Annotated in this window: 19 protein-coding genes; 13 read left to right on the plus strand and 6 right to left on the minus strand. The window is 70.7% G+C overall.

What is annotated here, in order from left to right:
* Nucleotides 1–178: 178 nt before the first annotated feature.
* The 12 genes from uvrC to ACFW9Z_RS21105 all read left to right on the plus strand — a co-directional run bounded on the left by uvrC (nucleotide 179) and on the right by ACFW9Z_RS21105 (nucleotide 13265).
* Nucleotides 179–2209: an excinuclease ABC subunit UvrC gene (uvrC, locus tag ACFW9Z_RS21050; RefSeq protein WP_384642951.1), complete on the plus strand. Its 2031-nt coding sequence runs from the start codon at nucleotides 179–181 to the stop codon at nucleotides 2207–2209.
* Nucleotides 2206–3216, plus strand: a complete 1011-nt coding sequence (rapZ, locus tag ACFW9Z_RS21055; RefSeq protein ID WP_384642954.1) for an RNase adapter RapZ — start codon at nucleotides 2206–2208, stop codon at nucleotides 3214–3216. The genes uvrC and rapZ overlap by 4 nt, the downstream gene beginning before the upstream one ends.
* On the plus strand, nucleotides 3213–4247 hold the full coding sequence (yvcK, locus tag ACFW9Z_RS21060; protein ID WP_384642957.1) for a uridine diphosphate-N-acetylglucosamine-binding protein YvcK: 1035 nt from the start codon (nucleotides 3213–3215) through the stop codon (nucleotides 4245–4247). The genes rapZ and yvcK overlap by 4 nt, the downstream gene beginning before the upstream one ends.
* Entirely contained in the window at nucleotides 4238–5227 is a 990-nt protein-coding gene (gene whiA, locus ACFW9Z_RS21065) for a DNA-binding protein WhiA (RefSeq protein WP_084745309.1), read from the plus strand. Before yvcK ends, whiA begins: the two co-directional genes overlap by 10 nt.
* A gap of 239 nt (nucleotides 5228–5466) precedes the next feature.
* Nucleotides 5467–6477 (plus strand): type I glyceraldehyde-3-phosphate dehydrogenase, encoded by a 1011-nt coding sequence (gene gap, locus ACFW9Z_RS21070; RefSeq protein WP_015607849.1) that lies wholly within the window; start codon nucleotides 5467–5469, stop codon nucleotides 6475–6477.
* A gap of 114 nt (nucleotides 6478–6591) precedes the next feature.
* Entirely contained in the window at nucleotides 6592–7803 is a 1212-nt protein-coding gene (locus tag ACFW9Z_RS21075) for a phosphoglycerate kinase (protein WP_384642962.1), read from the plus strand.
* Nucleotides 7804–7809: 6 nt separating this feature from the next.
* A complete protein-coding gene (tpiA, locus tag ACFW9Z_RS21080) occupies nucleotides 7810–8586 on the plus strand; it encodes a triose-phosphate isomerase (RefSeq protein WP_384642965.1) in 777 nt (258 codons plus the stop codon).
* 115 nt (nucleotides 8587–8701) lie between these two features.
* Nucleotides 8702–8938, plus strand: a complete 237-nt coding sequence (gene secG, locus ACFW9Z_RS21085) for a preprotein translocase subunit SecG (RefSeq protein ID WP_384642968.1) — start codon at nucleotides 8702–8704, stop codon at nucleotides 8936–8938.
* Nucleotides 8939–9046: 108 nt separating this feature from the next.
* Nucleotides 9047–9382: an RNA polymerase-binding protein RbpA gene (locus ACFW9Z_RS21090; RefSeq protein ID WP_073217477.1), complete on the plus strand. Its 336-nt coding sequence runs from the start codon at nucleotides 9047–9049 to the stop codon at nucleotides 9380–9382.
* 178 nt (nucleotides 9383–9560) lie between these two features.
* Nucleotides 9561–11228 (plus strand): glucose-6-phosphate isomerase, encoded by a 1668-nt coding sequence (pgi, locus tag ACFW9Z_RS21095; RefSeq protein ID WP_384642971.1) that lies wholly within the window; start codon nucleotides 9561–9563, stop codon nucleotides 11226–11228.
* Nucleotides 11229–11232: 4 nt separating this feature from the next.
* On the plus strand, nucleotides 11233–11742 hold the full coding sequence (locus ACFW9Z_RS21100; RefSeq protein ID WP_384642974.1) for a PH domain-containing protein: 510 nt from the start codon (nucleotides 11233–11235) through the stop codon (nucleotides 11740–11742).
* Nucleotides 11739–13265 carry a PH domain-containing protein gene (locus tag ACFW9Z_RS21105; protein WP_384642977.1) on the plus strand — a complete coding sequence of 509 codons (1527 nt, stop codon included), beginning with the start codon at nucleotides 11739–11741 and terminating at the stop codon, nucleotides 13263–13265. Before ACFW9Z_RS21100 ends, ACFW9Z_RS21105 begins: the two co-directional genes overlap by 4 nt.
* 24 nt (nucleotides 13266–13289) lie before the next feature.
* Here ACFW9Z_RS21105 and ACFW9Z_RS21110 read toward each other — a convergent pair whose 3' ends face one another.
* From ACFW9Z_RS21110 to tkt, 6 genes are all read right to left on the minus strand, one after another.
* Nucleotides 13290–13649: a VOC family protein gene (locus ACFW9Z_RS21110; protein ID WP_384642980.1), complete on the minus strand. Its 360-nt coding sequence runs from the start codon at nucleotides 13647–13649 to the stop codon at nucleotides 13290–13292.
* Nucleotides 13650–13719: 70 nt separating this feature from the next.
* A complete protein-coding gene (gene pgl / locus ACFW9Z_RS21115; protein WP_384642983.1) occupies nucleotides 13720–14502 on the minus strand; it encodes a 6-phosphogluconolactonase in 783 nt (260 codons plus the stop codon).
* Nucleotides 14499–15527 (minus strand): glucose-6-phosphate dehydrogenase assembly protein OpcA, encoded by a 1029-nt coding sequence (opcA, locus tag ACFW9Z_RS21120; protein ID WP_384642986.1) that lies wholly within the window; start codon nucleotides 15525–15527, stop codon nucleotides 14499–14501. Before opcA ends, pgl begins: the two co-directional genes overlap by 4 nt.
* A complete protein-coding gene (zwf, locus tag ACFW9Z_RS21125; RefSeq protein ID WP_384642989.1) occupies nucleotides 15524–17056 on the minus strand; it encodes a glucose-6-phosphate dehydrogenase in 1533 nt (510 codons plus the stop codon). The genes opcA and zwf overlap by 4 nt, the downstream gene beginning before the upstream one ends.
* Before the next feature lie 5 nt (nucleotides 17057–17061).
* Complete coding sequence (tal, locus tag ACFW9Z_RS21130; RefSeq protein ID WP_384642992.1) at nucleotides 17062–18180, minus strand: transaldolase; 1119 nt, start codon at nucleotides 18178–18180, stop codon at nucleotides 17062–17064.
* Nucleotides 18181–18214: 34 nt separating this feature from the next.
* Nucleotides 18215–20302 (minus strand): transketolase, encoded by a 2088-nt coding sequence (gene tkt / locus ACFW9Z_RS21135; protein ID WP_384642995.1) that lies wholly within the window; start codon nucleotides 20300–20302, stop codon nucleotides 18215–18217.
* 287 nt (nucleotides 20303–20589) lie between these two features.
* On the opposite strand from tkt, the gene ACFW9Z_RS21140 reads away from it, so the two are divergent.
* The gene (locus ACFW9Z_RS21140; protein WP_384642998.1) at nucleotides 20590–21543 is read left to right on the plus strand and encodes a heme o synthase; all 954 of its coding nucleotides are present in this window, start codon (nucleotides 20590–20592) and stop codon (nucleotides 21541–21543) included.
* Nucleotides 21544–21648: the final 105 nt, after the last annotated feature.

Here is a 21648-nt window from a genome sequence, read left to right on the forward strand (position 1 = left end):
GGCGCTCCGGGGCCGTACGCCAGGTACGCACCCGGAGCGCCCCCGATGTGAGCCGTGAACCCGTGCTCCGGGCCGCCGACACCCCCCGGCGCCCCGGAGCACACCGCGTACCCGGAGCACACCGCCCCGTACCCCGGACGACGACGCACTGTCACACCCCGCAAGTAGGGTGTGAGACATGGCAGACCCCTCCAGCTACCGCCCCAGCCCGGGGCAGATCCCCGACTCCCCGGGGGTCTACAAGTTCCGCGACGAGCACCGCCGGGTGATCTACGTCGGGAAGGCCAAGAACCTCCGCCAGCGCGTGGCCAACTACTTCCAGGACCTGGCCAATCTCCACCCGCGTACGCGCACGATGGTCACGACCGCCGCATCCGTGGAGTGGACGGTCGTCTCCACCGAGGTCGAGGCGCTCCAGCTGGAGTACTCCTGGATCAAGGAGTTCGACCCCCGGTTCAACGTCAAGTACCGGGACGACAAGAGCTACCCCTACCTCGCCGTCACGCTGAACGAGGAGTTCCCCCGCGTCCAGGTGATGCGCGGCGCCAAGAAGAAGGGCGTGCGCTACTTCGGTCCGTACGGGCACGCGTGGGCGATCCGCGAGACCGTCGACCTGATGCTCCGCGTCTTCCCCGTCCGCACCTGCTCCGCCGGGGTCTTCAAGAACGCCGCCCGCACCGGCCGCCCCTGCCTGCTGGGCTACATCGGCAAGTGCTCGGCCCCCTGCGTCGGCCGGGTCACCCCCGAGGAACACCGGGAGCTGGCCGAGGACTTCTGCGACTTCATGGCCGGGCGCACGGGCACCTACATCCGCCGCCTGGAGAAGGACATGACACAGGCGGCCGAGGAGATGGAGTACGAGCGCGCCGCCCGGCTCCGGGACGACGCCGGGGCCCTCAGGCGGGCCATGGAGAAGAGCGCCGTCGTCCTCGCCGACGCCACCGACGCCGACCTGATCGCCGTCGCCGAGGACGAGCTGGAGGCCGCCCTCCAGATCTTCCACGTGCGCGGCGGCCGGGTCCGCGGCCAGCGCGGCTGGGTCACCGACAAGGTCGAGGCGGTCGACACTTCCGGCCTCGTCGAGCACGCCCTCCAGCAGCTGTACGGGGAGGAGCGCGGCGACGCCGTCCCCAAGGAGGTCCTGGTCCCCGCCCTGCCCGAGGACACCGAAGCGGTCTCCCAGTGGCTCGCCGAGCGCCGGGGCTCCCAGGTCAGCCTGCGCATCCCGCAGCGCGGCGACAAGAAGGACCTCATGACGACGGTCCAGCGCAACGCCCAGCAGGCGCTCGGGCTGCACAAGACCAAGCGCGCCTCCGACCTGACCACCCGCTCCCGTGCCCTGGAGGAGATCGCGGAGGCGCTCGGCCTGGACACGGCCCCGCTGCGCATCGAGTGCTACGACATCTCCCACCTCCAGGGGGACGACGTGGTCGCCTCCATGGTGGTCTTCGAGGACGGCCTCGCCCGCAAGAGCGAGTACCGCCGCTTCCAGATCAAGGGCTTCGAGGGCCAGGACGACGTCCGCTCGATGCACGAGGTGATCGGCCGCCGCTTCCGGCGCTACCTCCAGGACAAGGAGCGTACGGGGGAGTGGGAGCAGGCACCGGAGGCCTCCGGGGAGGCCCCGGACGCCGCACAGGTCTCCCCGGTCCCGGCCGACGGGACCGAGCCCCGGGAGGACGACGGCCGCCCCAAGCGGTTCGCCTACCCGCCGCAGCTCGTCGTGGTCGACGGCGGACAACCCCAGGTCGCCGCCGCGAAACGCGCCCTGGACGAGCTGGGCATCGACGACATCGCCGTCTGCGGCCTGGCCAAGCGGCTGGAGGAGGTCTGGCTCCCCGATGACGACGACCCCGTGGTCCTGCCCCGCTCCAGCGAGGGCCTCTACCTCCTCCAGCGCGTTCGCGACGAGGCCCACCGCTTCGCCATCACCTACCAGCGCGCCAAGCGGGCCAAGCGCATCCGCTCCAGCCCCCTGGACGACGTGGCGGGCCTCGGCGAGACCCGCAAACAGGCCCTGATCAAGCATTTCGGCTCCGTGAAGAAGCTCCGGCAGGCGACAATCGAGGAGATCTGCGAGGTCCCCGGGATAGGGCGCAGGACGGCCGAGGCGGTGGCGGCCGCCCTCGCCTCGGCCGCTCCCGCGGCCCCTGCCGTGAACACGGCCACAGGAGAGATCATGGAAGACGACGACGGGGGCACGTCATGACCGAGCACACCCGCCGGGCCGACGGCCACGCAGGCGACGGCAGCGAGCGCCCAGGCGACCAGCAGCACGAACGAACAGACCGAGCAGACGGAGCAGCAGACGTGAGTACGAACACCACGAACGAGACGGGCGAGGCAGTGGCGCCGGCCATCCCCGAGCTGGTGATCATCTCCGGCATGTCCGGCGCTGGCCGCAGCACCGCCGCCAAGTGTCTGGAGGACCTCGGCTGGTTCGTCGTCGACAACCTGCCGCCCGCGCTGATCCCCACCATGGTGGAGCTCGGCGCCCGCTCACAGGGCAACGTGGCGCGGATCGCCGTCGTCGTCGACGTACGCGGCCGGCGCTTCTTCGACAACCTCCGCGAATCCCTCGCGGACCTGGAGGCCAAGCACGTCACCCGGCGGATCGTCTTCCTGGAGTCCTCCGACGACGCCCTGGTGCGCCGCTTCGAGTCCGTCCGCCGCCCGCACCCCCTCCAGGGCGACGGCCGCATCGTCGACGGCATCGCCGCCGAGCGCGACCTGCTGCGCGAGCTGCGCGGCGACGCCGACCTGGTCATCGACACCTCCAGCCTCAACGTGCACGAGCTGCGCGCCAAGATGGACGCCCAGTTCGCGGGCGAGTCCGAGCCGGAGCTGCGCGCCACGGTGATGTCCTTCGGCTACAAGTACGGCCTGCCCGTCGACGCCGACCTGGTCGTGGACTGCCGCTTCCTGCCCAACCCGCACTGGGTCCCGGAGCTGCGCCCCTTCACCGGCGTCAACGAGGAGGTGTCCGACTACGTCTTCAACCAGCCGGGCGCCAAGGAGTTCCTCAACCAGTACACGGAGCTGCTCCAGCTGATCGCCGCCGGCTACCGCCGCGAGGGCAAGCGGTACGTGACCATCGCCGTGGGCTGCACGGGCGGCAAGCACCGCTCCGTCGCCATGTCGGAGAAGCTCTCGGCCCGCCTCGCCGCCGAAGGCATCGAGACCGTCCTCGTCCACCGGGACATGGGGCGAGAGTGACCGGTCGCAATCTGCGGATGCGGCGGCTGAGCCGGGCCACCTCGGCGCTCTCCGGCCGCAAACGCGGTGGACAGCCCAAGGTCGTCGCGCTCGGCGGCGGCATGGGCCTCTCGGCGTCCCTGGCGGCGCTGCGCCGGATCACCGGCGACCTCACGGCCGTGGTCACCGTCGCCGACGACGGCGGCTCCAGCGGCCGGCTGCGCGAGGAGCTGGGCGTCCTGCCGCCCGGGGACCTGCGCAAGGCGCTCGCCGCGCTCTGCGGGGACGACGACTGGGGCCGCACCTGGTCCCGGGTCATCCAGCACCGCTTCGAGTCCAAGGGCGACCTCCACGAGCACGCGGTCGGCAACCTGCTGATCGTGGCCCTGTGGGAGCAGCTCGGCGACCATGTCCAGGCCCTGGACCTGGTCGGCAAGCTGCTGGGCGCGCACGGCCGGGTGCTGCCGATGTCCGCCGTGCCGCTGGAGCTCCAGGCGCTGGTCAAGGGCCACGACCCCGAGCTGCCCGACGCGATCGTCACCGTGCGCGGCCAGGCCACCGTCGCGCTCACCCCGGGCGAGGTGCAGTCCGTGCACGTCGTCCCGCCCGACCCGCCGGCCGTCCCGGAGGCCGTCGAGGCGGTGCTCGACGCGGACTGGGTGGTGCTCGGCCCCGGCTCCTGGTTCTCCTCGGTGATCCCGCATCTGCTGGTGCCGGAACTGCTCGACGCACTGGTCACCACGAAGGCCCGCAAGGTCCTGTCGTTGAATCTCGCACCACAGCCCGGTGAAACCGAGGGGTTCTCACCGCAGCGTCATTTGGAGGTTTTGGGACGACACGCCCCTAAACTCGCCTTGGACGTGGTGCTGGCCGACGAGGCAGCCGTGCCCGACCGCGAATCGCTCGACGACGCCGCCAAGCGGCTCGGAGCCGCGGTCGAGCTGGCGCCGGTGGCATCGCCCGACGGCGTTCCGGTCCATGATCAGGAGCTGTTGGCCGCCGCGTACGACCGTATTTTTCGGATGCATGGAAGGATCGGCCCATGGCGATGACGCCAGCGGTGAAGGACGAAATCTCTCGGCTTCCCGTCACCCGGACCTGCTGCAGGAAGGCAGAGGTCTCGGCGATTCTTCGGTTCGCGGGCGGGCTGCACCTGGTGAGCGGCCGCATTGTGATCGAGGCGGAGCTGGACACCGCGATGGCGGCGCGCCGGCTCAAGCGCGACATCCTCGAAATCTTCGGGCACAGCTCGGAGCTGATCGTGATGGCCCCCGGCGGGCTGCGGCGCGGCTCGCGCTATGTCGTCCGGGTGGTGGCGGGCGGCGACCAGCTGGCCCGGCAGACCGGTCTGGTGGACGGCCGCGGCCGCCCCATCCGCGGACTGCCCCCGCAGGTGGTCTCGGGGGCCACCTGCGACGCCGAGGCCGCCTGGCGCGGGGCGTTCCTCGCGCACGGCTCGCTCACCGAGCCCGGCCGCTCCTCCTCGCTGGAGGTCACCTGCCCCGGCCCGGAGGCGGCCCTCGCCCTGGTCGGCGCGGCCCGCCGGCTCTCCATCGCGGCCAAGGCCCGCGAGGTGCGCGGCGTGGACCGGGTCGTCGTCCGCGACGGCGACGCGATCGGCGCCCTGCTCACCCGGCTCGGCGCCCATGAGTCGGTGCTGGCCTGGGAGGAGCGCCGGATGCGGCGCGAGGTCCGCGCCACGGCCAACCGGCTCGCCAACTTCGACGACGCGAACCTGCGCCGCTCGGCCCGCGCGGCGGTGGCCGCCGGGGCCCGGGTGGGGCGCGCGCTGGAGATCCTCGGCGAGGAGGTCCCCGAGCACCTCGCGGCGGCCGGGCGGCTGCGCATGGAGCACAAGCAGGCATCCCTGGAGGAGCTGGGCGCGCTCGCCGACCCGCCGCTGACCAAGGACGCGGTCGCCGGCCGGATCCGCCGCCTGCTCGCCATGGCCGACAAGCGCGCCCAGGATCTCGGCATCCCCGGCACGGAGGCCACGCTCAGCGAGGAGCTTGCGGACGGCCTGGTCGGCTGACTCGGCCACGGACAGGGGACGTTGGTCCCCGGTCATCGGGACCAACGTCCCGAAGCGCGAACGGAGGCCCGTGACCCTACTGGGGAGTACGGGCCTCCCGCCGTATTCCGGTGGCGCGTACGGCCCCTGTCGATGTCACCCCGGGGCCCTCGGAGAGGTAGGGTCGATAGCGGTCGGGGACATCCCTATACACCTCGTCGGCTTCAGAAACCGGCGTACCTATACGAGGAGATCGGTTCGTGACGATCCGCGTAGGCATCAACGGCTTCGGCCGCATCGGTCGCAACTACTTCCGCGCGCTGCTTGAGCAGGGTGCGGACATCGAGATCGTGGCTGTCAACGACCTGGGTGACACTGCGACCACGGCCCACCTGCTGAAGTACGACACCATCCTGGGTCGTCTCAAGGCAGAGGTCAGCCACACCGCCGACACCATCACCGTCGATGGTCACACGATCAAGGTGCTCTCCGAGCGCAACCCGGCCGACATCCCCTGGGGTGAGCTGGGCGTCGACATCGTCATCGAGTCGACCGGCATCTTCACCAAGAAGGCCGACGCCGAGAAGCACATCGCCGGCGGCGCCAAGAAGGTCCTCATCTCGGCTCCGGCCAAGGACGAGGACATCACCATCGTGATGGGCGTCAACCAGGACAAGTACGACGCGGCCAACCACCACGTCATCTCCAACGCCTCCTGCACCACCAACTGTGTGGCGCCGATGGCCAAGGTTCTCGACGAGAACTTCGGCATCGTCAAGGGCCTGATGACGACGGTCCACGCGTACACCAACGACCAGCGCATCCTGGACTTCCCGCACTCGGACCTGCGCCGCGCCCGCGCCGCCGCCGAGAACATCATCCCGACCACGACCGGTGCCGCCAAGGCCACCGCTCTGGTCCTCCCGCAGCTCAAGGGCAAGCTCGACGGCATCGCGATGCGCGTCCCGGTCCCGACCGGCTCCGCCACCGACCTCGTCGTCACCCTGGACCGCGAGGTCACCAAGGACGAGGTCAACGCCGCGTTCAAGAAGGCCTCCGACGACGGCGACCTCAAGGGCTTCCTGACGTACACCGAGGACCCGATCGTCTCCTCGGACATCGTCGGCGACCCGTCGTCCTGCACCTTCGACTCCTCCCTGACCATGGTCCAGGAGGGGAACACGGTGAAGATCCTCGGCTGGTACGACAACGAGTGGGGCTACTCCAACCGCCTCGTCGACCTCACGGTCTTCGTCGGCGAGCAGCTCTGACCCTCGGGTCGGCGGCACCACGATGTGAGTGAAGGGGCTCGACCGGCGCAAGGACGCGCCGGTCGGGCCTCTTAGCATGTTCATCCGTCCCTGTAAGGAGCAACGGAAGACCAGATGAAGACGATCGACGAACTTCTCACCGAAGGGGTCGCCGGCAGGCGGGTATTCGTCCGCGCCGACCTCAACGTGCCGCTGGACGGCACCACCATCACCGACGACGGCCGTATCCGCGCCGTCGTCCCGACGGTCGCCAAGCTCGCCGAAGCCGGCGCGCGGGTCGTCGTCGCCTCGCACCTGGGCCGCCCCAAGGGTGCCCCGGACCCGGCGTTCTCGCTGGCGCCCGCCGCCGCGCGCCTCGGTGAACTCCTCGGTGCCGATGTCGCCTTCGCGACCGACACCGTGGGCGACTCCGCCCGCGCCACCGTCGCGGGCCTCACCGACGGCCAGGTCGCCGTCATCGAGAACCTCCGCTTCAACCCCGGTGAGACGGCCAAGGACGACGCCGAGCGCGGCGCCTTCGCCGACCGGCTCGCCGAGCTCGCGGACGTGTACGTGGGCGACGGCTTCGGTGCCGTACACCGCAAGCACGCCTCGGTCTTCGACCTCCCGGCCCGGCTGCCGCACTACGCGGGCTACCTCATCGCCACCGAGGTCGGTGTGCTGAAGAAGCTCACCACCGACGTCAAGCGGCCGTACGCCGTCGTCCTCGGCGGGGCCAAGGTCTCCGACAAGCTCGGCGTCATCGACCACCTGCTGGAGAAGGCCGACCGCATCCTGATCGGCGGCGGCATGGTCTTCACCTTCCTCGCGGCCCAGGGCCACGAGGTCGGCTCCTCGCTGCTCCAGGAGGACCAGATCCCGGTCGTCAAGGAGTACATCGAGCGGGCGCAGAAGCGCGGCGTGGAGTTCGTCCTCCCCGTCGACGTGCTGGTCGCCGGGGAGTTCCCGGACATGAAGACCAAGGCCCCGGCGCACCCCGCCACGGTCGCCGCCGACGCCATCCCCGCCGGACAGATGGGCCTGGACATCGGCCCCGAGTCCCGCAAGCTCTACGCATCGAAGCTCGCCGACGCGGCCACCGTCTTCTGGAACGGCCCCATGGGCGTCTTCGAGCACCCCGACTACGCCGAGGGCACCCGCGCGGTCGCCCAGGCGCTCCTCGACTCCCTGGCGTTCACCGTCGTCGGCGGCGGCGACTCCGCCGCGGCCGTACGCATCCTGGGCTTCGACGAGAATGCTTTCGGACACATCTCGACCGGTGGCGGCGCCAGCCTCGAATACCTCGAGGGCAAGACGCTTCCCGGCCTCGCCGCACTGGAGGACTGACCCTTAATGAGTACCCGTACCCCGCTGATGGCGGGCAACTGGAAGATGAACCTCAACCACCTTGAGGCCATCGCCCACGTCCAGAAGCTCTCCTTCGCCCTGGCCGACAAGGACTACGACGCCGTCGAGGTCGCCGTCCTGCCGCCCTTCACCGACCTGCGCTCCGTGCAGACCCTGGTGGACGGCGACAAGCTGAAGATCAAGTACGGCGCCCAGGACATCTCGGCGCACGACTCCGGTGCCTACACCGGTGAGATCTCCGGCGCGATGCTCGCCAAGCTGCGCTGTACGTACGTGGCCGTCGGCCACAGCGAGCGCCGCCAGTACCACGGCGAGAGCGACGAGATCTGCAACGCCAAGGTGAAGGCCGCCTACCAGCACGGCCTGACCCCGATCCTCTGCGTCGGCGAGGGCCTGGACATCCGCAAGGCCGGTGACCAGGTCTCCTACACGCTCGCGCAGCTCGACGGCGCCCTGAAGGACCTCCCGGCCGAGCAGGCCCAGTCCATCGTCATCGCCTACGAGCCGGTCTGGGCCATCGGGACCGGCGAGGTCGCCACCCCCGAGGACGCCCAGGAAGTCTGCGGTGCGATCCGCCGCCGGCTGGCCGAGCTGTACTCGCAGGAGCTGGCCGACGCCGTCCGTATCCAGTACGGCGGTTCGGTGAAGTCCGGCAACGTGGCGGCCATCATGGCGCAGCCCGACGTGGACGGCGCCCTCATCGGCGGTGCCGCGCTCGACGCCGACGAGTTCGTCAAGATCGTCCGCTTCCGCGACCAGTGAGTATGCGGTAGCGCGGATCCGTCGTACCCTTGCGGGGGCCGAGGGGGTTGTCACCCTCCGGCCCCCGCTGTACGTACAGGCAGTAGTCAAGAATTCCGGAAAGTAGGGACCAGCCGTGGTTTTGGCGTTCGAGATCGCCCTGATCGTCTTCAGCCTGCTGCTGATGCTGCTGGTGCTCATGCACAAGGGCAAGGGCGGCGGCCTCTCCGACATGTTCGGTGGCGGAATGCAGTCGTCCGTCGGTGGTTCCTCCGTCGCCGAACGCAACCTCGACCGCATCACCGTCGTGGTCGGTCTGATCTGGTTCGCGTTGGTCGTCGTGCTCGGTCTGCTGGTCAAGCTGGGCGACTGACCCCGCCCGGAGATTCCCGGTGAGGGTGTAACTCCTTTCACTGGACGTGCGTTGGGCCTTACGTAGACTGAGGCTTCGTCGAGCACCGTCAGGCAGGGAGTTACGACCGTGGCAAGTGGCAACGCGATCCGGGGAAGCCGGGTCGGAGCGGGGCCGATGGGCGAGGCCGAGCGGGGCGAGTCCGCGCCGCGCCTGCGCATCTCCTTCTGGTGCTCCAACGGGCACGAGACGCAGCCGAGCTTCGCCCATGACGCGCAGGTGCCGGACACCTGGGACTGCCCGCGCTGCGGCTTCCCGGCCGGCCAGGACAAGGACAGCCCCCCGGACCCGCCCCGCACCGAGCCGTACAAGACGCACCTCGCGTACGTACGGGAGCGGCGCAGCGACGAGGACGGCGAGGCGATCCTCGCCGAGGCCCTCGCCAAACTCCGCGGCGAGATCTGAAGCCCGCCCAGCGTCACGGACCCACCCAGTCCTCACCGGCCGGACACCCCACAGGTGTCCGGCCGGACGGCTTTTCCGCCGTACGCCCCGCGTCCGCGCCGCCCGCCTCCTCGATCAATTAGGTTGGTGGGGCAGCGGGGAAGCTGAGTGACGAAGAAGAAGTGGGCTGATATCCGGGATGAACGCAGTAAGCCGAGCCAAGCTCAACCAGACCCCCGAGTGGACGGCTCTCGCCAAGCACCGTGAGGAGTTCGGCGCCACCCAGCTGCGCGAACTGTTCGCGCGGACGCCGGACCGGGGCACCGACCACACCCTCCGGGTCGGCGACCTCCACCTCGACTACTCCAAGCACCTGGTCACCGACGAGACGCTGCGCCTGCTGCGCGAACTCGCCGCCGCCACCGGGGTCGCCGAGCTGCGGGACGCGATGTTCCGCGGCGAGAAGATCAACACCACCGAGGACCGGGCCGTCCTGCACACCGCGCTCCGCGCCCCGCGCGACGCCGTGATCGAGGTCGACGGCGAGAACGTCGTACCCGCCGTCCACGCCGTCCTGGACAAGATGGCCGCCTTCGCGGACAAGGTCCGGGCGGGGGAGTGGACCGGCCACACCGGCAAGCCCGTCAAGAACATCGTCAACATCGGCATCGGCGGCTCCGACCTCGGTCCCGCCATGGCGTACGAGGTGCTGCGCTCCTTCACGGACCGCTCGCTCACCGTCCGGTTCGTCTCCAACGTCGACGGCGCCGACCTCCACGAGGCCGTCCGCGACCTGGACCCCGCCGAGACGCTCTTCGTCATCGCCTCGAAGACCTTCACCACGATCGAGACCATCACCAACGCCACCTCCGCCCGGGACTGGCTGCTCACCGAGCTGCGGGCCGGTCAGGACGCCGTCGCCAAGCACTTCGTGGCGCTGTCGACCAACGCGGAGAAGGTCGAAGAGTTCGGCATCGACACGGCCAACATGTTCGAGTTCTGGGACTGGGTCGGCGGCCGCTACTCCTTCGACTCCGCGATCGGCCTCTCGCTGATGATCGCCATCGGCCCGGACCGGTTCCGCGAGATGCTGGACGGCTTCCACCTCGTCGACGAGCACTTCCGCACCGCCCCCGCCGAGGAGAACGCCCCGCTCCTGCTGGGCCTCCTCGGCGTCTGGTACGGCAACTTCTTCGACGCCCAGTCGCACGCGGTGCTCCCCTACAGCCACTACCTGTCCAAGTTCACCGCGTACCTCCAGCAGCTCGACATGGAGTCCAACGGCAAGTCCGTCGACCGCGAGGGCAACCGTGTCGACTGGCAGACCGGACCGGTCGTCTGGGGCACCCCCGGCACCAACGGGCAGCACGCGTACTACCAGTTGATCCACCAGGGTACGAAGATGATCCCGGCGGACTTCATCGGCTTCGCCGCCCCGGTCCACGACCTGCTGCCCGGACTGATCGCCCAGCACGACCTGCTGATGGCCAACTTCTTCGCCCAGACCCAGGCGCTGGCCTTCGGCAAGACGCCCGACGAGGTCCGTGCCGAGGGCGTGCCCGAGGAGCTGGTCCCGCACAAGACGTTCCGGGGCAACCACCCGACGACCACGATCCTCGCCGACCGGCTGACCCCCTCGGTCCTCGGCCAGCTCATCGCGCTCTACGAGCACAAGGTCTTCGTCCAGGGCGCCATCTGGAACATCGACTCCTTCGACCAGTGGGGCGTCGAACTCGGCAAGGTCCTCGCCAAGAAGATCGAGCCCGTCCTGACCGGAGAGGCGGGCACCGCGGAGGCGGACACCGGGGAGCTCGACAGCTCCACCGCCGCCCTGGTCACCGCCTACCGCACGCTGCGGGGGCGCTGAGCCCATGCCACCGGGGGAGGGGACGGCGGCGGTACGGCTGCGACCGCCGCGCAACACGCTGAACGAGCGGGCCGTGGGCTGGTGGCGGGTCCAGTGGCTGCTGATGGCCGCCGCGCACGTCCTGCCACTGGCCGTGCTGGGCGCGCTGATCGAGTCCGCCCGCTTCTGGCTGCTGCTGTCCGCCGCGGTCCTGGCCGTGGCGGGCGTGGCGGCCGCCGTCCTCTTCCCCCTGTGGTGGTTCCGCACCCACCGCTGGGAGGTCACCGAGGACGCGGTGTACGTGCGCACCGGGTACTTCTGGCAGGAGTGGCGGATCGCGCCGATGTCCCGGATCCAGACCGTGGACACCGTACGCGGACCGCTGGAACAGCTCCACCGGCTCGCCACCGTCACGGTCACCACCGCGTCCGCCAAGGGCGCGGTGCGCATCGCGGGCCTGGACCACGAGGTCGCCGCCGAACTGGCCGAGCGGCTGACCCGCATCACCCGCGACACCCCCGGCGACGCCACATGAGCACCCCGGTCACCCCGTACGCCCCCGAGGACGGCTGGTGCCGGCTCGACCCCCGTACGGTCTGGGTCACCGCCCTCGTCGTGGCGGGCGTCGTCGCGGGTGCCGCCCTGCCGACCACCCTCGGGCTCGCCCGCTGGCTCGGGCTCCCGGCCGCCGTGCTCTGGGTGTTCACCGGGGCCGTCCTGGTGATCGGGGCGGCGGCGGGCGCCGACCGCGTCCGCTGGCACCGCACCCGCTACCGCATCGGCGAGGAGCGCGTCGACCTCCACACCGGCCTCCTCCTCGTCAAGCGCCGCTCCCTGGCCCGCGAGCGCATCCGCACGGTCGACCTCACCGCCAACGTGCTGCGGCGCCTCCTGGGCCTGGTCACCGTCAGGATCGGCACCGGGGAACAGGGCAGCGACTCCACCCTCACCCTGGACCCGGTCACCCGGGCCGAGGGTGAGCGGCTCCGCCGTCTGCTGCTGGAACGCGCCGCCACCGCACCGCCCGGCGTCCACCGCGACGGCGAACTGGCCGCCCTCGACCCCCGCTGGATACGGTACGCACCGGTCTCCTTCGTCGCCCCCATGCTCGGCGGGGCGGCGGTCGGCGCCGTGATGCAGATCAGCGACTGGGTGGGGGCCCAGGGCCAGGTCATCGCCTGGGTCGGCGACCGCTTCCAGGAGACCCCGCTCCTCTGGGTGATCGTCGTACTCGTCGTCGCGGCCCTGGTCGCGGGGGTCGTCGGGGCGCTCGGCCTCTGGATCGAGATGTGGTGGAACTACCGCCTGGAGCGCGAGCCCGGTGGCACCCTCAGGGTCCGGCGCGGGCTGCTCACCTCCCGCTCCATCTCCGTGGAGGAGGCCCGGCTGCGCGGTGTCGACCTGGTCGAACCCCTCGGCGTACGGCTGCTCGGCGCCGCCCGGCTGGACGCCATCACCACCGGGCTGGCCCAGGACCACGCCTCGAAGAACGCCGACCACAACACGGTGCTCCCCGCCGCCCCGCGCGAACGGGCCGACTCCGTCGCCGCCGACGTGCTCCGCGAGGCCGTCACCCCGACCGGCGCCCCGCTGACCCGCCACCCGCGCGCCGCCCGGGGCCGCAGACTGCGCTGGTCGCTGGCCACCGCCCTCGCCCCGCTGCTGCTCCTCACCCTCCTCGGGGCGCTGCTCACCCCCGTACTCCTGTGGATCGCCCTCGGCTGCGCGGCGGTGTTCCTGCCGCTCGCGGTGGCCCTCGCCCTGGACGCGTACCGTGGCCTCGGCCACACGCTCTCCGGCCGCTACCTGGTGACCCGCTCCGGCTCGGTCCGCCGCTCCACCGCCGCGCTGGAGCGGGCGGGAGTGATCGGCTGGACCGTCAAGCAGTCGTACTTCCAGCGGCGCTCCGGCCTGCTCAGCATCACGGCCACCACGGCCGCCGGAGGGGGCGCGTACACCGCGTACGACACCGACGCCTCCGAGGGCCTCACCTTCGCCTCCGAGGCCGTCCCCGGGCTGCTGGGGCCCTTCCTGGAGCGGGTCCCGGAGGACGGCTGAGGCCGCTTCCCGCTCACGCAGCCACTAACCGTGCGTCGTGTCGATGACGCAGAAGCGGTTGCCCTCGGTGTCGGCGAGCACCACGAAGTCCGGGTCCGGCGGGTAGAGGTCCCACGCCACCCGCTCCGCGCCCAGAGCGATCAGCCGTTCCACCTCGGCCTCCTGGGTGTCGGAGTAGAGGTCGAGGTGGACCCGGGGGACCTCCTGCACGGGGGAGGTGGAGCGGCCCAGCGCCACCCCGACGCCGGGGCCTTCGGCCGGGACCAGGACCACCCAGTCGTCCGTTCCCGGCTCGCGCTCGGTGTAGGTGAGTGCGGCCTTCCAGAAGGCGGCGGCCCGTTGTACGTCGCTCGCGCCCATCACCACGGTTCCGATATGCACCATGGGGCGAGCTTTTCACGCCGCGGGCCCGGCCCGCTGGGAAAAAGCGGGCCGGGCCCGGGAGTACCCGAGATCAGGCGGACGCCGGTGGATACAGCGCGCGCGGCAGTTGCGAGGCCGCCGCCGCGTCCAGCAGCCACAGCGTCCGGCTGCGCCCGTACGCGCCCGCCGCGGGCGCCTGGATCTCCCCGGCGCCCGACAGGGCGATGGCCGCGGCCTCCGCCTTGTCCTCGCCCGCCGCCAGCAGCCACACCTCACGCGCCGCGCGGATCGCGGGCAGCGTGAGCGAGACGCGGACCGGGGGCGGCTTGGGGGCCCCGTGCACACCGACGACGGTGCGCTCGGTCTCCCGTACCGCGGGCAGCTCCGGGAAGAGCGAGGCCACATGGGTGTCCGGGCCGACGCCCAGCATCAGCACGTCGAACGTCGGCACCCGGCCGTGGTCCTCCGGCCCCGCGGCGGCGGCGAGTTCGGCCGCGTACGCCGCCGCCGCCTCGTCCACGTCCTTGCCGTACGGGCCGTCGGACGCGGGCATCGCGTGCACCCGGGCCGGGTCCAGCGGCACCGCGTCGAGCAGCGCCTCACGGGCCTGGGTGACGTTCCGCTCGGGGTCGCCCTCGGGCAGGAACCGCTCGTCGCCCCACCACAGGTCCAGCCGCGCCCAGTCGACCGCGTCCCGGGCGGGCGCGGCGGCGAGCGCGGCCAGCAGGCCGTTGCCGTTGCGCCCGCCGGTCAGCACCACCGAGGCATGGCCCCGGGCGGCCTGGGCGTCCACGATCCTCGTGATCAGCCGGGCCGCCGCGGCCTGCGCCATCAGCTCCTTGTCCCGGTGCACGACCAGTTGAGGAGGCGTCACTTGGCGGCCGCCTTCTTGGCCGGGGCCTTCTTCGCGGCGGGAGCCTTCGCCCCGGATTCCGCGGGCTTCTCCCCGACCGGGGCGGCCTTGACCTCGCCGCCCGAGTGCAGCTTGTCCACCCCGAACTTCACCGCGGACTCATACGTGTTGTCCGGGTCGAGGCGGCGCAGCTCCTCCGCCAGCAGCTCGGCGGTGTCACGGCGCTTGAGTGCCACCGCGCGGTCCGGCTGGCCCTGCATGGAGAGCGTGGCCAGCGAGCCGTCGGCCCGGTCCAGGACGATGACGCCGTTCTTCGTCTCCATCCGGACGGCGGTCAGCCCAGGGCCCTCGGAGAGCGTGCGCTCCACCGGGACGCCGAGCCGGTCCGCGAGCCACATCGCGAGCAGTTCGCAGCTCGGGTTGTCGCTCTCGCCCTCGACGGTGGCGCCGATGACCTGCGCGGGCTGCTGGTCCAGCGCGGCGGCCAGCATGGAGCGCCACGGCGTGATCCGGGTCCACGCCAGGTCGGTGTCGCCGGGGCTGTACGTCGCAGCCCGCACCGCCAGCTCGTCGAGCGGGAGCTCGGCGGAGTAGGTGTCGGTGATCCGGCGCTGGGCCAGCGCGCCCAGCGGGTCCTTCGCCGGGTCGGCGGGGGCGCCCTCGGGCCACCACACCACGACCGGCGCGTCCGGCAGCAGCAGCGGGAGCACCACCGACTGGGCGTGGTTGGCCAGCTCGCCGTGGAGGCGCAGGACGACGGTCTCGCCGGTCCCGGCGTCGGAGCCGACCCGGACCTCCGCGTCGAGGCGGGCGTCACGCCGGGCGCGCGGCGAGCGGCTGACCCGCTTGATCACCGCGATGATCCGCGAGGGGTGCTCGCGCGATGCGTCACCGGCCGACTTGAGCGCGTCGTACGCGTTCTCCTCGTCGGTGACGACGACCAGCGTGAGCACCATGCCGATGGCGGGGGTGCCGATGGCCCGGCGGGCCGAGACCAGCGCCTGGTTGATCTTGCTGGATGTGGTTTCCGTGAGATCGATCTTCATGGCCGCCTCCAGCTCCGTCCGTCCCGTGCGAGCATCTCGTCGGCCTCGACCGGGCCCCAGGTGCCCGCCTCGTACTTCGCGGGCCTGCCGTGCTTGTCCCAGTACTCCTCGATCGGGTCGAGGATGGTCCAGGAGAGTTCGACCTCCTGGTGGCGCGGGAAGAGGTTGGCGTCGCCGAGCAGTACGTCCAGCAGGAGCCGCTCGTACGCCTCCGGGCTGGACTCCGTGAAGGACTCGCCGTACGCGAAGTCCATCGTGACGTCCCGGACCTCCATCGAGGTGCCGGGCACCTTGGAGCCGAACCGCACGGTGACGCCCTCGTCCGGCTGCACCCGGATGACCAGGGCGTTGCCGCCCAGCTCCTCGGTCGCGCTCGACTCGAAGGGCAGGTAGGGCGCGCGCTTGAAGACGACCGCGATCTCCGTGACCCGGCGGCCGAGCCGCTTTCCGGTGCGGAGGTAGAACGGCACGCCCGCCCAGCGGCGGTTGTTGATCGTCAGCTTGATCGCCGCGTAGGTGTCGGTCGTCGACTTCGGGTCGATGCCCTCCTCCTCGCAGTAGCCGAGGACCTCCTGGCCGCCCTGCCAGGCGTGCTCGTACTGGGCGCGCACGGTGTGCAGACCGAGGTCCTCGGGCAGCTCGACGGCGGTGAGCACCTTGAGCTTCTCGGCGACCAGGGCCTTGGGGTGGAAGGAGCCGGGCTCCTCCATCGCGGTCAGCGCCAGCAGCTGGAGCAGGTGGTTCTGGATGACGTCACGGGCGGCGCCGATGCCGTCGTAGTACCCGGCCCGGCCGCCGATGCCGATGTCCTCGGCCATCGTGATCTGTACGTGGTCGACGTAGGACCGGTTCCAGATCGGCTCCCACATCGTGTTGGCGAACCGCAGCGCCAGGATGTTCTGGACCGTCTCCTTGCCCAGGTAGTGGTCGATCCGGAAGACCTCGTTGGGCGGGAAGACGTCGTGCACGAGCTGGTTGAGCTCCTGCGCGCTGGCCAGGTCGTGGCCGAACGGCTTCTCGATGACGGCCCGTCGCCAGGAGCCCTCGGTCTGGTCGGCGAGCCCGTGCTTCTTGAGCTGCTGGACGACCTTGGGGAAGAACTTCGGCGGCACGGAGAGGTAGAAGGCGAAGTTGCCGCCCGTCCCCTGCGCCTTGTCGAGCTCCTGGATGGTCGCCTTCAGCGTCTCGAACGCCTCGTCGTCGTCGAAGTTGCCCTGGACGAAGCGCATCCCCTGGATGAGCTGCTGCCAGACCTCCTCGCGGAACGGCGTACGGGCGTGCTCCTTGACGGCGTCGTGGACGACCTGCGCGAAGTCCTCGTCCTCCCAGTCGCGGCGCGCGAAGCCGATGAGCGAGAAGCCCGGTGGCAGCAGGCCGCGGTTGGCCAGGTCGTAGACGGCAGGCATCAGCTTTTTACGGGACAAATCGCCCGTGACGCCAAAGATGACCAGGCCCGACGGCCCCGCGATACGCGGGAGCCGTCGGTCCTGTGCGTCACGGAGCGGGTTGGCTCCGGGAACAGCAGACAAAGTGGTCAGCCCTCCGAGGGGGCGAGGCGCGCGAGCTCCGCCTCGGTCGACTTGAGCAGGTCGTTCCAGGACGCCTCGAACTTCTCGACGCCCTCGTCCTCCAGCACCTGTACGACCTCGTCGTACGAGACGCCGAGCTTCTTGATCGCGTCGAGGTCGGCGCGCGCCCGGTCGTAGCCGCCGGTGACGGTGTCGCCGGTGATCTCGCCGTGGTCGGCCACGGCCTCCAGGGTCGCCTCCGGCATGGTGTTCACCGTGTTGGGGGCGACGAGCTCGTCGACGTACAGGGTGTCCTTGAGCGACGGGTCCTTGACGCCGGTCGAGGCCCAGAGCGGACGCTGCTTGTTGGCCTGCGCCTTGTCCAGCGGGGCCCAGCGGTCGCCCGAGAAGACCTCCTCGTACGCCTCGTAGGCCAGCCGCGCGTTGGCCAGGGCGGACTTGCCCTTGGCGGCCTTCGCCTCGTCGGAGCCGATGGCGTCCAGGCGCTTGTCGATCTCGGTGTCCACGCGGGACACGAAGAAGGACGCCACCGAGTGGATCTTGGAGAGGTCCAGGCCCGCGGCCTTCGCCTTCTCCAGGCCCGCCAGGTAGGCGTCCATGACCGCGCGGTAGCGCTCCAGCGAGAAGATCAGCGTCACATTGACGCTGATGCCCCGGCCGATGACCTCGGTGATCGCCGGGAGACCGGCCTTGGTCGCCGGGATCTTGATGAGCGTGTTCGGCCGGTCCACCAGCCAGGCCAGCTGCTTGGCCTCGGCGACGGTGGCCGTGGTGTTGTGCGCCAGGCGCGGGTCCACCTCGATGGAGACCCGGCCGTCCTGGCCGCCGGTCGCGTCGAAGACCGGGCGCAGGATGTCGGCGGCGTCGCGGACGTCCGCCGTCGTGATCATCCGGAGCGCTTCCTCGACGGTGACCTTGCGGGCGGCGAGGTCGGTGAGCTGCTGCTCGTAACCGTCGCCCGAGGAGATCGCCTTCTGGAAGATCGACGGGTTGGTGGTGACGCCGACGACATGGCTCTGGTCGATCAGCTCGGCCAGGTTGCCCGAGGTGATCCGCTTGCGCGACAGGTCGTCGAGCCAGATCGCCACGCCCTCGTCGGAGAGGCGCTTGAGTGCGTCTGTCATGGGTTGCATCTCCTACTAGTCGTATCTATCGGCGTCAGCGCGCGGTGGCGGCGAGGGATTCCCGCGCGGCGGCGGCCACGTTCTCGGCGGTGAAGCCGAACTCCCGGAAGAGGACCTTCGCGTCGGCCGAGGCACCGAAGTGCTCCAGCGAGACGATCCGGCCGGCGTCCCCGACGTACCGGTGCCAGGTCAGGCCGATGCCCGCCTCCACGGCGACCCGCGCCTTGACCGACGGCGGGAGCACGCTCTCCTTGTACGCCTGGTCCTGCTCCTCGAACCACTCGACGGACGGCATCGAGACGACCCGGGTCGGCACACCGGCCGCCTGGAGCTGCTCGCGCGCCTCGACGGCGACATGGACCTCGGAGCCGGTCGCGATGAGCAGCACCTGCGGTTCGCCGCCGTCAGCCTCGAACAGGACGTAACCGCCCTTGGCCGCGTCCTCGTTGGGCTCGTACGTCGGCACGCCCTGCCGGGTCAGCGCCAGACCGTGCGGGGCGCCCACACCGAACACCTTGGTGTAGCGGCGCAGGATCTCGCGCCAGGCGATGGACGTCTCGTTGGCGTCGGCCGGGCGCACGATGTTCAGGCCCGGGATGGCGCGCAGCGCGGCCAGGTGCTCGACCGGCTGGTGGGTCGGGCCGTCCTCGCCGAGGCCGATCGAGTCGTGCGTCCACACGTACGTCACCGGCAGGTGCATCAGCGCGGAGAGCCGCACCGCGTTGCGCATGTAGTCGGAGAACACCAGGAAGGTGCCGCCGTAGATGCGGGTGTTGCCGTGCAGCGCGATGCCGTTCATGGCGGCGGCCATCGCGTGCTCGCGGATCCCGAAGTGGATCGTGCGGCCGTACGGGTCGGCCTCCGGCAGCGGGTTGCCCACCGGGAGGAACGACGACGTCTTGTCGATCGTGGTGTTGTTCGAACCGGCGAGGTCGGCGGAGCCGCCCCACAGCTCGGGCACGACCTCGCCCAGCGCCTGGAGCACCTTGCCGGAGGCGGCCCGGGTGGCCAGGGACTTGCCGGGCTCGAAGACCGGGAGCTTCTCCTCCCAGCCCGCGGGCAGCTCGCCCGCGGCGATCCGGTCGAAGTCGGCGGCGCGCTCCGGGTCGGCGGTGCGCCACGCGGCGAACGCCTTGTCCCACTCGGCACGGGCCTCGCGGCCGCGGTCCAGGGCCTCACGGGTGTGGCCGATGACCTCGTCCGAGACCTCGAAGGTCTGCTCCGGGTCGAAGCCCAGGACCCGCTTGGTGGCCGCGATCTCCTCGTCGCCGAGCGCCGAGCCGTGCGCGGCCTCGGTGTTCTGGGCGTTCGGGGCGGGCCAGGCGATGATCGAGCGGGCCGCGATGAACGAGGGGCGCTCGGTCTCGGCCTTGGCCGCCTGGAGCGCCGCATAGAGCGCCGCCGGGTCCAGGTCGCCGTTGGGCGCCTGCTCGACGCGCTGGACGTGCCAGCCGTACGCCTCGTACCGCTTCAGGGTGTCCTCGGAGACCGCGGTCTCCGTGTCGCCCTCGATGGAGATGTGGTTGTCGTCCCAGAGCAGGACCAGGTTGCCCAGCTTCTGGTGCCCGGCCAGCGAGGACGCCTCGGCCGAGATGCCCTCCTGGAGGCAGCCGTCACCGGCGATGACCCAGACCGTGTGGTCGAACGGGGAGGTGCCGGGGGCCGCCTCGGGGTCGAAGAGGCCACGCTCGTAGCGGGCGGCCATGGCCATGCCCACGGCGTTGGCGACACCCTGGCCCAGCGGGCCGGTCGTCGTCTCGACACCGGTGGTGTGCCCGTACTCCGGGTGGCCCGGCGTCTTGGAGCCCCAGGTCCGGAACGCCTTCAGGTCGTCCAGCTCCAGGCCGTACCCGGCGAGGTAGAGCTGGATGTACAGGGTCAGGCTGGAGTGGCCCGCCGAGAGGACGAACCGGTCGCGGCCGGTCCACTCCGCGTCCGCGGGGTCGTGCCGCATGACTTTCTGGAACAGGGTGTACGCGGCGGGAGCCAGGCTCATGGCCGTACCCGGGTGGCCGTTTCCGACTTTCTGTACGGCGTCCGCGGCGAGGACACGGGCGGTGTCGACGGCCCGCTGGTCCAAATCGGTCCACTGGAGGTCTGTGGTGGTCGGCTTGTTGCTCACCCTGAGTCAGGGCTCCTCTCCACTGTTGTCAACCGGTGACTGTGACCGCACCGGATGCTGCCGAGCCTACCCCCGCCGCGGGGCGCGGCTTCCGGGCACTTTCCAGGGTGCGGGCGACCTGCGCACTTCGCCTCCCGGCGGACCGCCCCCGTACATCGCACAGTCACCCTCAACACGACCCCACCCCCGCGAAGGACGGTGTATCCCCAACGTCTACAGTGGTCGGGTTCGCGCAAGTCTTCACCGGGCCTCCTCGCCCGGAGCTTGCTGGGATTTCTCTGTCAGGGGTGTGCGTGACGGCCGTCGAGTCCCGACCCGCAGGGGTCGCCTTGACTCCCAGCCCAGGGGGCCATCGCCCGTACGGGGCCCGTGTCAAGGCATTCGTGGCGCTTACCAAGCCACGGATCATCGAGCTGTTGCTCATCACCACGATTCCGGTGATGTTCCTCGCCGCCCAGGGCGTACCCGATCTGTGGCTGGTGTTCGCCACCACCTTCGGGGGATACCTCTCGGCCGGTGGTGCCAACGCGCTCAACATGTACATCGACCGGGACATCGACGCGCTGATGGACCGTACGTCCCAGCGTCCGCTGGTCACCGGCATGGTCAGCCCCCGTGAGTGCCTGGTCTTCGGCATCTCCCTCGGGGTGATCTCCACCCTCTGGTTCGGACTGCTCGTCAACTGGCTGTCCGCCGCCCTCGCGCTCGGTGCGCTGCTCTTCTACGTCGTCGTCTACACGATGCTGCTGAAGCGCCGGACCTCGCAGAACATCATCTGGGGCGGTATCGCGGGCTGTCTGCCGGTGCTCATCGGCTGGTCCTCCGTGACGAACTCCCTCTCCTGGGCCGCCGTCATCCTCTTCGCCGTCATCTTCTTCTGGACGCCGCCGCACTACTGGCCGCTCTCCATGAAGGTGAAGGAGGACTACGCCCGGGTCGGCGTTCCGATGCTTCCGGTCATCGCCTCCAACCGGGTGGTGGCCCGGCAGATCGTCATCTACAGCTGGGTGATGGTCGGGGTCTCGCTGCTCCTCACTCCGCTGGGCTACACCGGCTGGTTCTACACGGCGGTGGCGCTGCTCGCGGGCGGCTTCTGGCTCTGGGAGGCCCACGGCCTGCAGAACCGGGCCAAGTCCGGGGTGAGCGGCGCCAAGCTGAAGGAGATGCGGCTCTTCCACTGGTCCATCACCTACGTCTCCCTGCTCTTCCTGGCCGTCGCGGTGGACCCCTTCCTCCGCTAGCCCAGGTCTTCACGGGCGGGGGGGGGGGGGCGCACCCCCAGGACCCCCCCCCGCCCGCCGGACAAAAAGAAGGAAGGAACACCAGGAGGGAAAAAAAAAAAAAAA

The sequence above is a fragment of the Streptomyces sp. NPDC059452 genome, assembly GCF_042750035.1.
In the GTDB taxonomy this organism is placed as follows: domain Bacteria; phylum Actinomycetota; class Actinomycetes; order Streptomycetales; family Streptomycetaceae; genus Streptomyces.